At 35.0% G+C, this 14,267-nt stretch carries 13 protein-coding genes; 6 read left to right on the top strand and 7 right to left on the bottom strand.

The window, feature by feature from the left end:
• Nucleotides 1–614 precede the first annotated feature (614 nt).
• Entirely contained in the window at nt 615–1,406 is a 792-nt protein-coding gene (locus tag L2586_RS16200; RefSeq protein ID WP_235293976.1) for an anti-sigma factor, read from the top strand.
• Here the strand turns inward: L2586_RS16200 and L2586_RS16195 are convergent.
• Genes L2586_RS16195 through L2586_RS16185 form a run of 3 tightly spaced genes read right to left on the bottom strand, consistent with a single transcriptional unit; the run spans nt 1,403 to nt 3,167 of the window.
• Nucleotides 1,403–2,044, bottom strand: coding sequence for an NAD(P)H-binding protein (locus tag L2586_RS16195; RefSeq protein WP_235293975.1), 642 nt, complete (start codon nt 2,042–2,044; stop codon nt 1,403–1,405). The genes L2586_RS16200 and L2586_RS16195 overlap by 4 nt on opposite strands.
• A complete protein-coding gene (locus L2586_RS16190; RefSeq protein WP_235293974.1) occupies nt 2,041–2,718 on the bottom strand; it encodes a hypothetical protein in 678 nt (225 codons plus the stop codon). Before L2586_RS16190 ends, L2586_RS16195 begins: the two co-directional genes overlap by 4 nt.
• 47 nt (nt 2,719–2,765) lie before the next feature.
• Complete coding sequence (locus tag L2586_RS16185; protein WP_235293973.1) at nt 2,766–3,167, bottom strand: CBS domain-containing protein; 402 nt, start codon at nt 3,165–3,167, stop codon at nt 2,766–2,768.
• Nucleotides 3,168–3,519: 352 nt separating this feature from the next.
• Between L2586_RS16185 and L2586_RS16180 the strand changes: the two genes are divergently transcribed.
• Entirely contained in the window at nt 3,520–4,095 is a 576-nt protein-coding gene (locus L2586_RS16180) for a HupE/UreJ family protein (RefSeq protein WP_235293972.1), read from the top strand.
• A gap of 233 nt (nt 4,096–4,328) precedes the next feature.
• Nucleotides 4,329–5,738 carry an alpha-L-fucosidase gene (locus tag L2586_RS16175; RefSeq protein ID WP_394804420.1) on the top strand — a complete coding sequence of 470 codons (1,410 nt, stop codon included), beginning with the start codon at nt 4,329–4,331 and terminating at the stop codon, nt 5,736–5,738.
• Between the two features lie 50 nt (nt 5,739–5,788).
• Here L2586_RS16175 and L2586_RS16170 read toward each other — a convergent pair whose 3' ends face one another.
• From L2586_RS16170 to L2586_RS16155, 4 genes are all read right to left on the bottom strand, one after another.
• The gene (locus L2586_RS16170) at nt 5,789–6,163 is read right to left on the bottom strand and encodes a hypothetical protein (RefSeq protein WP_235293970.1); all 375 of its coding nucleotides are present in this window, start codon (nt 6,161–6,163) and stop codon (nt 5,789–5,791) included.
• A 218-nt stretch (nt 6,164–6,381) separates the two neighbouring features.
• Nucleotides 6,382–7,710, bottom strand: coding sequence for an Ig-like domain-containing protein (locus L2586_RS16165; RefSeq protein ID WP_235293969.1), 1,329 nt, complete (start codon nt 7,708–7,710; stop codon nt 6,382–6,384).
• Between the two features lie 287 nt (nt 7,711–7,997).
• A complete protein-coding gene (locus tag L2586_RS16160) occupies nt 7,998–9,710 on the bottom strand; it encodes a GIN domain-containing protein (protein WP_235293968.1) in 1,713 nt (570 codons plus the stop codon).
• A complete protein-coding gene (locus tag L2586_RS16155; RefSeq protein ID WP_235293967.1) occupies nt 9,707–10,069 on the bottom strand; it encodes a BlaI/MecI/CopY family transcriptional regulator in 363 nt (120 codons plus the stop codon). Before L2586_RS16155 ends, L2586_RS16160 begins: the two co-directional genes overlap by 4 nt.
• A 456-nt stretch (nt 10,070–10,525) precedes the next feature.
• Between L2586_RS16155 and L2586_RS16150 the strand changes: the two genes are divergently transcribed.
• The 3 genes from L2586_RS16150 to L2586_RS16140 are packed head-to-tail and all read left to right on the top strand — an operon-like array spanning nt 10,526 to nt 14,266.
• Nucleotides 10,526–10,981, top strand: coding sequence for a thiamine pyrophosphate-dependent dehydrogenase E1 component subunit alpha (locus L2586_RS16150; RefSeq protein WP_235293966.1), 456 nt, complete (start codon nt 10,526–10,528; stop codon nt 10,979–10,981).
• 31 nt (nt 10,982–11,012) lie between these two features.
• Nucleotides 11,013–12,806 carry a DUF1800 domain-containing protein gene (locus tag L2586_RS16145; RefSeq protein ID WP_235293965.1) on the top strand — a complete coding sequence of 598 codons (1,794 nt, stop codon included), beginning with the start codon at nt 11,013–11,015 and terminating at the stop codon, nt 12,804–12,806.
• A 2-nt stretch (nt 12,807–12,808) separates the two neighbouring features.
• Nucleotides 12,809–14,266, top strand: a complete 1,458-nt coding sequence (locus L2586_RS16140) for a DUF1501 domain-containing protein (RefSeq protein ID WP_235293964.1) — start codon at nt 12,809–12,811, stop codon at nt 14,264–14,266.
• Nucleotide 14,267: the final 1 nt, after the last annotated feature.

Below are 14,267 nucleotides of genomic sequence, written 5' to 3'. Positions count from 1 at the left end.
ATTACCTTCCACATCGATCGTTTCAATGTACTTATTATATACAAGGTTGAAACTCAAATTTCACTGAAAAATCTATGCGAAAATTAAAATTAAGACGTTTATAGCATTATTAGGAAGAAGCAAAATTTAAACTTAATTCAAATTGATATGTTTGAAACAATAGAATTTATGATAGAATAAATGAAAAGAACAGGATTACCATACTTTTCAAATCTATTGTGAATGAGTTCTTTACGTTTAAAAGTGAAAGATATTTTATGAGTGGCAGATGATGTATAGGAATATTCAATCATTTTCTAAATGTTAAAAAAGTAACACAGACCGTGACTTACTTTTAATGATTTGACCATATTAATGTATTGAGCTAACCACACTAATTTTTAGTGTAGAATGATGTTGAATCTTCTGAATATTTCAAAATAGTATTAATCCTATTTCAGATTTTTCTGTTAACCTTAAAAATTATTTTTACACCAATTGTTAAACTTAAAAATTGACGAAGTTTAAAAAGAGCCTGAAAAATAGCGCTAGAAAACCAGTAAAGCAAGCCAATTTTGGGTTCATGTGTCGGAAAATTGTTTGTCAATAAACAGGATTCCTATAAGCGAATTAAAATGAAAGAAGAAGCAAGAAAATTTCTAGAAAGCGGTTTGTTAGATGAGTATCTAATGGGAACTTGCAATGATGAAAAAATTGCTAAAGTGGAACATTTCATCTCTACCTACCCAGAAGTAAAATCGGAATATGAGAATCTCAAAGCCCACATCGAAAAGATGGCTACAAAATTAGATTCAGAAAAACCCGTGGGTCTAAAAGAGGCAATTATTTCATGTCTAGATGAAGATTCAAAATACACCTTAAAGTCAAAATACTATAAGAAATCTGCTAAGCCGAATACTATGATACCATGGGCAGCAGCAATCATAGGGTTCGTCGCATCCATCGCACTATTCAACCAAAAACAAGAATTAGCAAATGTGAACATGGTGGTTCATGCTCAGAAAAACATGGTCGAAAGACAGTTAGAAGCGACCAGAGATGAAGTTCACTTATTACAAGATGAATTAGCACTTTCTAGCCATAATAAGACAACTAGAATTCTACTTTCTGGAAACAATCTATCACCAGATTTTAATTCTACAGCTTTCTGGAATGACGTTGCAGAAAAAGCAATAATATATGTAAATAGTCCTGGCCAACTTGACCCAGGTCATTGCTATCAAATATGGGCTGATGTAGATGGTAAAATGGTTAACCTTGGCGTCTTGCCCTCGGAAAAAGGTTCTATTTCGATCAATCATTTAAAAAATGCGAGCTCTATAAACGTAACCATCGAGCCTAAAGGCGGAAGCCCACATCCGAATGTTGAAAAGATCGTCAGTAGTCAGGCTTTAGAAAAAATCTAAAGCGCAAATATTTCGTCTAATTTATATACTGTGGTACCTAGTGGAGATTTATCAACACTATTAATCATTCCTTGAGCAACTACATCGACGTGAATCGGTCTATATTTTCTTATACCAGGCACCCAAGCTAGCAATTTACCAACAACGATTCCTACTTTTTCACCTAGGCGCTTTTCTTGCCGATCTCCATCTAACACCGAAGGTTGTAGAAGAATTACTTTCTTAAATGGAAGCTTTAGAACGGCATCTTCTAGTTCTCCCTTCATCCTAGTGTAGAAAATAGAAGAGGACGAATCAGCTCCAGAGGATGAAACTAACACATAAGTAGGCACGCCTTTTTCAGCTGCCATCTTAGCGACTTCATACTGATATTCATAGTCTACTTTATACTGTGCTTCTTTGCTCCCAGCCGTTTTCATTGTTGTCCCTAGAGCGGAGAATAAGACGTCTCCCTTAACTTTATCTCTAAAGCTTTCAGGTTGATCAAAATCAATAACACTTTCCTTTATTTTCGCATCTTCAAAACCAGTAGTTCTCCGATGCAAGATCCGAATCTCATCATATGACTCATTGGTGATTAACTGTTCTACTAGAGATGATCCTACGAGACCTGTTGCTCCTATTACTATTGCTTTCATGCTTTTATTTTAGTACTATAGTCCATTAACTCATATACGAAGTGCAGAGATGGACCTAAATATATACCTGTTGACAATTTACTGTAATAAGAAGTCATAAAATCTTCATCCTTGGATAAAATGTTACCAACTGCGTTGACGATTTTATAATACCGTTCTAGGTCTGTATCTACTGGTATATCATTCACACCAATAACACGACAGAAATGTTCGAATTTTTCGAAATCAAATAGACAATAATTTGCTGGATACTGCAAACTTAAGAGTAAAGATGCTGAATAATAAGACTGTCGATGTGTATTTATCTTCAAATTATCTCGTTTTATATCCTTCAATATGATATCACAGTGATGAAGGAAACGATTTGCCTTCATAATGATCATTCGATCTTCATTGAATAGATCTTTGATCGCTTCCCAAAAGAGATCCGGATTGTGATTAGCAAGCTCTATTAAACTTGATTTAATAGAATGTAGATCACCTCCCCAATAATGGCCAGAGACTTTATTTTTTAGTGCCTGATCTAAGATCGGTCCTAGTCGCATTTCTTCTAAATCGAAATGTTTCTGCCATTCTAGTATGCTTAATCTAAATATCGAATCAGGAATAACTATACCTTGATCAAGGTCACGTTTATAGGCTTCCGCAAGCTGCTTAATTAAAGCTAATTTCATGTCACGAAGGTATTACCTTCATTTCACAAAAACAAAGCGCGGTTAATTTATACGAGAGCTAATTCAAACCTTTTTCTGCAACTCGCAATCAATTCAGGTGTTAAAATCCCAATAATTCTGTTTCTATCGATAACTGGAATCACTTGAAAAATAATTGATTTCATGATTTCAGATGCGATGTGTATTGAATCTGTAGGAGATAATTTCACGAGTTTCGTGGACATGATTTCACTTACCTTATGATGCTTTAATCTTAACAATTCATCAGGACCTAAGTGCCCATCCTTAATAAGTGTGGATTTGAAATATTCACAATCGCATAAGGAAACAAATCCTAAGAAGATACCATCTCTAACGACTGCTAAATGCTTGACATTCTTTTTGTTCATAATTTTCATGGCTTTACCTATCGATAAGTCTGGTAAAATCTCATAAAAATTCTTCTGCATAATTTTGGAAATTGGAGTAACTCTATTCATTTAATTTATTCTGTTATATCTTTTTGACTTGATTTGAACATCAAGTCACTCCTATTCATTCATATAAGGTGGTTGATGACATATTATTTGATATAGGTCAATTTTTAAAAGCACTTTTCTGCAATAGTAAAGCGAAATGAATTTCCAATTAGGATAAGCAGTCGTTTTAAATTTGGGTCAAACCAAACTAAATGGTATTTAAAAGCAGCTAGAGAATGGTCTTCTATCATTTTATCCGCTTGCGTGGAGATAATGGAAATATTTGCCTACGATTAATGGGCATAAGACTAAATAAATTCTTTAAAAATATTATTTTCGCTGCATGTCTGACTTTAGCCTTTATTTACAACTTGGCCTTGAACATATCGCTGATTTCGCGGCCTACGATCACATGATTTTCATCATTTCATTATGTGCTATTTTTCTGATTAAAGATTGGCGCAAAGTACTTATCCTAGTCACAGCTTTCACTATCGGACATTCCATTACTCTTGCTCTTTCCGTGTTAGATTTAATAAACATTGACAAGGACCTCATAGAAACATTAATTCCAATTACGATTCTGATCACTAGTATTATCAACATTGTTCTGGTGATGAAGAAGAAATCTAGTCAAGGAATCATACTTCATTATGCATTAGCCTTATTTTTCGGTCTTATTCATGGAATGGGTTTCGCTAATTATTTGAAGTCACTGCTAGGAGGAATGCAAAGTGTAACGATGCCATTGCTTGCATTTAACATCGGGATCGAGCTTGGACAAATAGGAATCGTTATCGTTTACTTTCTAATCTATGATATCATTCGCAGAATCACCAATCTTCAACACAAATTTTGGGTCATTATTGTTTCAAGCATAACTGCCCTTATTAGCTTATCATTGATATTGGGTATCTAAATGTTAACATTCACGCAAGGATTGATTGATTAAGTTTAATCGAAAGGAGAATTTTTATATCTTCCATCAACTTAATATTCAGCTTGTGCAATTCAGAATACTTACTGTTCTTTTAATTTCCCTTAATACAGATATAGGTATTCTAATTATATGTTGCTTCAGGAAGCAATATTTATGGTGGTGATTGTACCGTAAGCTATATTCTTAAAAGAAAATAAACCTAAATGAATACTATAAAACTCAACAACTTTCTAAGCCTTTTAATATTGATAGCACTTTGCTTCCATGTTACTGCACAGGATAATACTCCAGAAATCCCAAGACCCACGAAAGAACAAATGATGTGGCAAGATGCTGAATTAGGTGTTGTGTTCCATTACGATCTTCACGTTTTCGACAATGAAGTATACAATCAGGCGCACAATAGAATTAGTCCGATACTTGATATCAACATGTTTAATCCTGAGGGTTTAGATACAGATCAATGGGTAAAATCTGCGAAAGATGCAGGTGCAAAATTTGCAATACTAACAGCAACGCATGAAACGGGATTCGCCTTATATCAGAGCGATATCAATCCATATTCAATGAAGGCGCTAAAGTTTCAAGATGGCAAAGGTGATATCGTTCGTGATTTTGTGGAATCATGTAGAAAATATGGGCTCTTGCCAGGAATTTATATTGGGATTCGATGGAATTCATTTTTTGGCGTTTATGATTTTAAAGTTTCAGGTGATAATGAATTCAGTAAGAATCGCCAGTTAGCGTACAAGAAAATGTGTGAAGGTATGGTAAAGGAGCTCTGCACAAAATATGGAGACTTGTTTATGATCTGGTTCGATGGTGGAGCCGATGATCCTAACAATTACGGTGCAGACGTATTACCGATTGTCCAGAAATTTCAACCGAAATGCCTATTTTATCACAATTCTCAATTAGCCGCTTTCCGTTGGGGAGGATCAGAATCAGGAACAGTCCCTTACCCTTGTTGGGCTACATTTCCCTATCCGTTTTCACATTCTGCAAATCAGAAAATTGTATATGGAAACAACTTTGAACTCTTGAAACATGGAGATAAAGATGGAAAATATTGGATGCCCGCAATGTCCGATGCACCACTAAGAGGATATAAAGGTCATGATTGGTTCTGGGAACCTGAAAGTGAACACAAAATATATCCGCTTGATAACCTGGTACAGATGTATCTGAAGTCTGCTGGCAGAAATTCCACGTTGATTCTAGGATTAACACCTGATCCACGAGGTTTAATGCCCGATGCTGATGTTGCAAGATTAAAAGAACTAGGCGATTTCAAGAAGAAACATTTTAGTAATCCGATTGCTACTACTCAAGGAAATAGGAAAGAAGTTATATTGAACTTAGATAAAGAAACTCTTGTCAATACAATTATCATTCGAGAAGAAATTTCGCAAGGTGAACGCGTAAGAGCCTACACGCTTAGCGGTTATAATAATGGGAGTTGGTCTGAAATTTCTAATGGAAGCAACATTGGAAATAAACGGATAGAAGTTATCGAAAGTCAGCAGTTCTCTAAGGTAAAATTAACAATCACTGAGGCTACCAAACCGCCGATGATTAAGGAATTTAGCGCATTTCACATAGAAGATTTAGCAATTAAATAAGTCATTATGATAACGGGCTGATTCATGAACCTCTTTAATGACTTCAATGATTAAGTTCTAAATTCATTATAGATTACTTCATCTGCAAACTCAACCTTTGAAATATGCTTAACCGTGCTATTCCAGTCGAGCGGTGTCCAATGTTTCGGATATTTCACAACAATTGGTTTGCCGATTAACTTTTCTTTCAGATTATTTAAATTTAACCCATTCTCCAGCCCTCGATTAATGTAATATCTCTGTTGATTATTCTCCAATACAAATACAACATCATTTCCTTGACCTTCATAAATTTTAGATACTATCCCTTCTTTAATAATTGCATCTTTTTCGAACAAAATCGGGACGGGTCTAAAAATAAACATACAAGCAATGAAAAACAAAAGACCGAAAACAATCAGAGTATATTTTGCTACTTTTTTCATGAAATGTGATTTTCATATTTTCTATAAGACTTTAAATACAATCCTAAATTAAGCTTTTAATTGGATCAAAAACTACAATTCCATCAAAAAATATGAGTTGTCCTTTATCATTTTTCTCATCCTAATGGAGGGATTGGAAAATAGCGATATCACCTTGAAAATATCGCTATTCCTTATTCTTAAGATTGCCAAGAAATTAATCCTACAAGGAGTTGGTACTAGCTTTTTACTTTACTAGTTGTATTAAATTCAATCAGATAAGGAATTAATGGAATTCCTTGCCTGTTTCTAAAACCTGAACCAACAATTATTTGATATTTTTTCGATGGTTCTAATTCTTCAATATTAAAACTCACCGACTTACCATCCTCCGAGAAACCAATAAATATCTTAATTCTTATTACATTCTCTTCACCAAGTGGACCAAGTTGAAAATTTCGAAAACGAGTATCCATCGGTTCTGAGAAGTTAATTGTTAATGTCTCCATGTTCGTTTTAACATTCGAACTTCCATTTTTAATTTCTCCTAAACTTACTACACTCGGTCTTTTATTCTCAAAAGCGGCTTTATAGGATTTGAGTGGTTTACTGAAATAATTAGATTTTTCTACAAATTCAATTAACTCGCTTTCTTTATTGTAATCTAACTGAATCATTTGCTCAATAGCTATCTGTTTATCTTCTTGATTATTGTAATAATTTTCGCAAATTCTATATCCAACATAATATGCTAAATCACGCATTCCGAACTCATTATTAGTGCTGTTCCAAATCCAGTTGTAAACATTCGGCGAAAACATTTCGAGTTCAAATTTGGATTTTATTTTAGCATCATTTTCTTTTCCAAACTGAATTTGAGGATTTGGCGAACCTGTATTTAATGCTTTTTCTGCTATAAATTCAGCCACACCTTCTAATACAGTTTGAGCCAAAAGATTATTCCCGATTGTAGTTTTTTGTTGCGTATGAATATACTCGTGAATATTTAAGAATACAAGATTTTCACTCGGTTCAGTATCAAAATAATTTCTTAAATGAGAAAGATATTCTGGAAACTCCTCTGTAGGTATCTGCTTGTCAGCAAAAGCTAATTCTGTACCAATAAGTACTGAACTATCCATAGTGGTTCCATTACTTCTTAAGGCGCCTATTGTAAAATATATTTTTGCTGGTTTTACCTGTGGATATATTGATTTTAATTTATCAATACCAATTGAAAGTTCTTTATCAATTGTTTTGGCTTTTAAAGTATTTCCTCTAATAGAAGTCCAAAATTTTGGAAAATCATTAATCACGTTGACATATTCTTTATGTGAATAATTTCTTGCTTGAATCATCTTTTTTTGACCTTCGGAAGCTTTATCAAGAAATAATGATTTTAATATTTTGATTTGCTGAATAGTATCTTTCGTTGCCTTTATTCTATCGTAAGCATTCCAAAAATTATCAATATCCGAAGTGATAATATTTTGACTTAATCGATCAGTTTTATGATTACAACCCAATATTGTGATAACTAAAAGGACTATTGAATAAATATTTTTCATTCGATTAATGTTATTTTAAAAGATGATGCTTTTTTAAAATTAGAGATAAGGATTTCAGGGCTTGCAACAAACCTGATTACTCATCATCATAAAATTTGGGTAAATATTCGAGTCCTCTAACAAGGTAATTCGCCCTCTAACATTAAGAACGGATTCCTCGACTCGGTACACGCTATATTTATAATTAAGCTGCTAGGAGAATAAGTCAAACCTCTCCATGAGTAGGACTACTTTTCAGTTTCTGGGAAATCTCTTTTGCCGACTATAATCTAACATTGACCTATATCCTAATTTCTTCCTCTCCTATTAATGGTTGCATCTCCTGAAGAACTTGAACTCACCTTAGGATTTCCCGTATATTCTATGTCAGCGACACCAGAGACTGCTGTATTTAAACTTCGTTCTGCATGGACAGCAATTTTAGCATTTCCAGATATGCCCATATTGACATCTTTTGCTAATAATTGTGTGGTAGTAATATTACCTGACCCACTCATTCCGATATGGACTTTCTCTGTTTTTCCTTTCAGGACGATATTTCCCGAACCGCTGACCGTACAATTGGTAGAGCTAGATTCAAAATCTAATACAATATTGCCACTACCGCTTATGGAAACGTTCATTTCACCTGAGGTTTTGAAAACACCTTGTCCAGAAATGCTTCCTTCCCCGCTGATCGTCGCATTATTCAATTCTTTAACTTCCATCACAATACTGATCAAGCCACTTTTATCACTTTTATAGTCGTCGTCTTTTCCAATTTTTACATTCCAGAAGCCATTTTTCACTTCTAAGTTAAGTGCGTCTAACAAATGAGTTGGACCTTCTACGATGATCTTTTGCCTGTCAGATTTTCTAATAGAGATATTTGCATTATTTGCGATATTGATTCCTGTTACCGTTTCTAGATTAAGTTCTCGCTTTGCATTTTTCGGGTTAGCAGTGTCTGTAAGTGGTAATGACTTCCAATTTTTGTTTGTAGTTTCTACTGAAGATGAGGCTGAATTAATTGGATTTTCTGGAATGGCATCTTGTGCTAATTGTACAGTTTCATCACTTGGCAAAGCTTCGTCTTGAATAGCATTCAGACTGATCATGGAGAGAAAAAATAATGGAAGAATAAATAAATATTTCCAAATAGAAGCGATCGAAGATTTTTTAGAATTCATCATGATTATACGATTTTTTAAAAATGAATTATTATAACTGGTTGTGAGATTAAAGGGCTTCGTAGACACAGATACTTTCAGTAAACTCATCTGATATGATTCCTTCTCCATCCCTTTTTTAAGCAACATGTGGTCTGTCAGAAACTCAAGGTTTTTCCCAATGGCGCTCCTCAGCAACCACATTAAAGGATTAAACCAAAATAGGATAACTAAGAATTCAGCAAGTAACTTATCTACAAAATGAGCTTGGTCAATGTGTAATTTTTCATGCGCGATAATTTGCTCATAAGTCTCCGGATCATAGCTTTCCGGATTGATATAGATGGTATTCATAAACGAATATGGCTCTACATCTTTCACCAATTCCACTATCGTGTACTTTCCGGTTTTAACGGAATTCAGATTATACTTTCGAGTGAGTAAAATGATTAATTGGAGCAGGAAGACAATGAGAAAAATCACTACGCCTACTATATAAATGGCTAACAAAATAGACTTTAGACTCCATTTTTTAGCGGTCAATGTTGTCGCTTGTTTACGATCTTCCTCGTTCTGAATCGAACTAATATGTGCAATGTCTTTCTCATTTATCACAGCTGCCTTACTTTCATCAGGCTCCAATTTTGAAAAATCAAATGCTAAAGCAGGGATGGATTTCTGAATGGATAAAGAAGCTGGAATGCTAATAGATGGAAGCGCGAAAGACAATAAGATACAACACATGAAAGTCCACCTATTCAATGTAAAGAACGTTTCATTTTTCAGAAATAACCAATAAAAAATGATCAGTCCTGATAGTAAAATCGAAGCATGAATCAAGTATGCGATCATGACTTATTAGATTTAATTAACTTGATAATTTCATCAATTTCTTTCTGATCCATGTCTTGTTTCTTCGCAAAGTGGGCAATCATATTCACATATGAATTGTCAAAATACTTTTCTAGCAAGTCATCTACTTCCTCAGTCTTATAAGCATCGATCGACACTACAGGAAAGTACTGGTAGACGTTCCCATATTTAACATAGTCGACAAAACCTTTTTCTTGTAGAATCTTCAGCACCGTCGAAACAGTGTTGTAATGTGGCTTAGGCGCAGGAAGAGCATCTACGATATCTTTAATAAAAGCTTTGCCTTGCTTCCAGATTTCCTGCATGATTTCCTCTTCTTTCTTGGTTAATTTTTTCACTTGTATTGTATATTTTCAATAAAGGTAATACTAAGTTTTTAGTATTGCAACTATTTTTATAGTATTTCTACTAATTATTTAGTTTTAATACTATATTTTTAGTACCAATACTAGTTTTGTAGTACTTAGCTTGCGTTTGACCTCTTTTTTAAGCGGAAAAGTTTAGGTCAATGTTTAACCCAAAGCATCAGCAGAATAATTTTCAACGATTTTTCTGCTTATACATGAAGAATTAAGACAAGAATAACACATGCTTCACACGACATTCCTTCTCTTTTTGAGATTAGACTTTAAGATCACTTTGTTTTACTTCTAGCTTTTACTATTATTGTAATGAGAACAAAATTGTGCTCACACTCCACCCTGTAATTTTGCCACCTTACACCTTTTTATTTCCATTATTTATGGAGGTGAAATAGCCATGCTATTTATATCTCCGCTAAAACATAGACCGTTATGAAATTAATATTCGCGTTTGTTATTGTAATTGTATCTTTTAATATCGCATCTTCTCAAGAATTAATGATCTTAAAATCAAGTGGGAAGGTAATTATAGGAGATACTAGTCAAATTTCAACTCCTGGCCCTTATAATCTATATGTCCAGAACGGAATGATGACCGAAAAAGTAAAAGTCGCTGTTAAAAGCGCTGCAGATTGGTCTGACGATTCATTTGACAAAACACCAGCACTAAATGATGTTAAGGCATCTATCGATTCTAAGTCTCACTTAGTCAATATGCCATCTGCTGAACAGCTTGTGAAAGAAGGGTATGAACTCCAAGCCATGGATGCAAAAATATTAGAACAAGTCGAATGGCTGTGGCAACATACCATTAAATTATCAGAAGAAAATAAAGAACTTAAGGCAGAACTGGAAGATATCAAAAAACAACTTGCTAAGAAGAATTAATCGATTTAATAACACTAATAACAAGTTGATTATGTTTCAAAAAAACGTATTACGTCAAACGCTTTTCCTTCTCTGTATAAGTAGTAGCATTGTGCTTTCTGCTCAGCCTGACACCATTGTTATTGGTTTCGGAGGATTCGAAAGTGTTTCTATCTCAAGTAGTGATCCCAGTAGTCATCCTGAAGCAACACTGGACCAATCCGGATATCTTCCTAATGAAAACGCAGCGTCTAGATTCTTATCCCAAGCAGCACTTGGTTACAATCTGAATGACATCCAAGATGTTGCCAATACAGGAATAGAGGACTGGATCGATGCACAAATAGCAATGCCCCAACCATCTAACTTAACATCCATCGTCCAAGGATATCTCGATGAAACATTTGCGGCTCTAGGTACCTATGATGGCGCGTCTCGATACCTTTTCTGGGAATATGCATGGTGGCAATACCATATGACTAATAATGACTTACTAAGACAGCGAGTTGCTTTAGCATTAAGTGAAATTTTAGTTATATCAGAAAACTCTCCGTTTGGTGGAACTTCATTTGCTTTGGCTAATTACTATGACATCTTACTTAGCAATGCTTTCGGAAATTACAGAGATATCCTACAAGAAGTAACCTATCATCCTTCCATGGGTGTTTACCTTACTTATACAGGAAATCCTAAGACTGATGTTTCCCAAAATAGATATCCAGATGAGAACTACGCCAGAGAAGTGATGCAATTGTTCACCATCGGATTATTCGAATTAAATAATGATGGAAGCCGCAAATTAGATGAGAATAACGAACCGATTCCGACGTATGATAATGATGACATTAGTGAATTTTCGAAAGTATTTACAGGATTAACTTGGTCTGATGGCATGTATTTCTTCGGAGGTGCTCCAAGCGATCAAAGTTACTTATCTGACCTCGTGATGTGGGAAGAATACCATGAACCTGGTGAAAAACACTTATTAAACGGCTATACAGTTGTAGATCGAGATCCTGTCGATGGGAAAGCGGATATTAATGATGCACTCGACAACTTATTCAACCATCCCAATGTAGGTCCATTCATTTCTAAGTTATTAATTCAGAGACTAGTTACATCTAATCCTTCACCAGCTTACATAGACCGAGTAGCTTCTGCCTTTAATGATAATGGTCAAGGAGTAAGAGGAGATATGGCAGCAGTTGTTAAGGCAATTTTACTAGATCCTGTTGCTATCAGCTGCGATTCCGGAGAAGATGATACTTTCGGAATGCTTAGAGAGCCATTTATCCGATACTTCCATATCAACAAGGCATTTAATTCGAGTACAATCAGTGGACAACATAAAAATGTAATGTATTCCATAGAAGAACGTTTCAACCAGAAACCACTTTCTTCTCCTAGTGTCTTCAATTTCTTCCAATCTGATTATCAACCAATCGGACCTGTAGAAGAAAAAGGCCTTGTTGCCCCTGAATTTCAGATTACAGATTCACAAACCTTAACTGGATGGATCAATGGTCTCTATGATTGGTTAATCAATGGATACGTCGTAGATATATGGGATTTATATTCTAATCAACCTAACACGGCATATGAAAATGATTATCCAACATTAGACTTTTCGCCACATGCTATATATGCTGATGACGATGAATTACATGTGATGTTAGACAAGTTAAATCTTATTCTAGCACAAGGTCGCATCTCTGATCCAACATTGGAAATTATAAAGAACGCATTAATGCAATACGATAATGAAGATCAAGAAGATCGTGATCGTAGAGTAAAATTAGCCATCTATTTAATGATGTCATCACCAGAATATTTAATAAACAGATAAGCATGGGAAAACGAAATATAAATAGAAGAGAATTTTTAGGACAGGCTAGTTGTGCAGCTTTAGGTTCTACAGCATTTCTTTCATCAGTCCTGAATATGGGACTGATTAATACATTGGCCGCTAGGCCCCATATCCTTCAGAACTCCGGCGACTATAAAGCCATTGTTTGTGTATTATTAGCTGGAGGTGCTGACACCCATAACTTATTGGTTCCTACGAATCAAACGGATTACGATGCATATGCACTTACTCGAGGTAACCTAGCTTTAGACAAGAATAATCCTGCTGAGTTACTGGAATTAGGTATTAATAATAATGGAAAAACATTCGGGGTTCATGGCGGAATGACAAGAGTCCATGATTTATTTACACAAGATAAACTTTCCTTTATTTCTAATATCGGAACACTTATCGAGCCTATCGCTTCCAAGTCAGAATATGAAAGTAACTTAAAGAAATTACCGCTCGGTATGTATTCTCATAGTGATCAAATAATGCACTGGCAAACTTCTGTACCTCAGAGTAGGTCGGCAGTTGGTTTCGGAGGAAGAATGGCGGACATCTTACATGATATGAATACTATTCCAAATGTATCCATGAATATTTCCTTGGATGGAAAAAATAGGTTTCAGACCGGAAGAGATTACAATGAGTATTCTATAAGCAATAACACAGATGAATCAAATGTAGGATTCAAGGGACTGCCTTATTGGTGGAGTGATGCAGGTGCAAAGAATGATATTAAAGATGGCGCACTGAATAGTATGGTGGAACAACAATATTCAAATATTTTCCATGAAACGATAGGAGCACTTACGAAGCAGACTTCAGAAAGTATCGAAGTTTTTCAAAATGCATTCGCGAATGTTATTCCTTTAAGCACTGAATTTTCAGATACTAATATTTCTCAGGATCTTAAGAAAATGGCGGAAGTCATCAGTGTAAGGTCTAAATTAGGTGCTAATAGGCAAATATTCTTCACCTCTTACGGCGGCTGGGATCATCATGACAATGTCAAATCTTCGCAAAACGCCATGTTGCCGCAATTAAGCAATGCACTAGGTGAATTCCAAGAATCACTCGAAGAAATAAATATGGCAGACGACGTCATTACGATAACCATTTCTGATTTTGCCAGAACACTTACTTCGAACGGAACAGGTTCTGACCACGCTTGGGGCGGAAATCAGATCATCATGGGAAATGCAATTAATGGAGGAAGAGTTTTTGGTGATTATCCATCACTCGCATTAGATGGAAATCCATTAAATGTTTCTAATAGAGGACGAATAATTCCTCAAATTTCAGTGGATGAATTATATGCTGAGCTAGCCCTTTGGTATGGTGCATCACCGAATGACTTAGACTATATCTTGCCTAATTTGTGCAATTTCTATTCAACGTCAGGCTGCCCATCAACACTACCACAGAATTACGGACCAATTGGCCTTTTTGCTTAAC

The sequence above is a fragment of the Portibacter lacus genome (assembly GCF_021533215.1).
Lineage (GTDB): Bacteria > Bacteroidota > Bacteroidia > Chitinophagales > Saprospiraceae > Portibacter > Portibacter lacus.
Note: the sequence above shows the minus strand (reverse complement) of the source record. Positions and strands in the feature narration are given on the sequence as shown.

Coding starts and splice junctions, on each gene's coding strand:
- L2586_RS16190 (WP_235293974.1), bottom strand. CDS start 2,718: ATGAAATTAGCTTTAATTAAGCAGCTTGCGGAAGCCTATAAACGTGAC.
- L2586_RS16140 (WP_235293964.1), top strand. CDS start 12,809: ATGGGAAAACGAAATATAAATAGAAGAGAATTTTTAGGACAGGCTAGT.
- L2586_RS16145 (WP_235293965.1), top strand. CDS start 11,013: ATGTTTCAAAAAAACGTATTACGTCAAACGCTTTTCCTTCTCTGTATA.
- L2586_RS16185 (WP_235293973.1), bottom strand. CDS start 3,167: ATGCAGAAGAATTTTTATGAGATTTTACCAGACTTATCGATAGGTAAA.
- L2586_RS16200 (WP_235293976.1), top strand. CDS start 615: ATGAAAGAAGAAGCAAGAAAATTTCTAGAAAGCGGTTTGTTAGATGAG.
- L2586_RS16150 (WP_235293966.1), top strand. CDS start 10,526: ATGAAATTAATATTCGCGTTTGTTATTGTAATTGTATCTTTTAATATC.
- L2586_RS16170 (WP_235293970.1), bottom strand. CDS start 6,163: ATGAAAAAAGTAGCAAAATATACTCTGATTGTTTTCGGTCTTTTGTTT.
- L2586_RS16195 (WP_235293975.1), bottom strand. CDS start 2,044: ATGAAAGCAATAGTAATAGGAGCAACAGGTCTCGTAGGATCATCTCTA.
- L2586_RS16180 (WP_235293972.1), top strand. CDS start 3,520: ATGTCTGACTTTAGCCTTTATTTACAACTTGGCCTTGAACATATCGCT.
- L2586_RS16160 (WP_235293968.1), bottom strand. CDS start 9,710: ATGATCGCATACTTGATTCATGCTTCGATTTTACTATCAGGACTGATC.
- L2586_RS16165 (WP_235293969.1), bottom strand. CDS start 7,710: ATGAAAAATATTTATTCAATAGTCCTTTTAGTTATCACAATATTGGGT.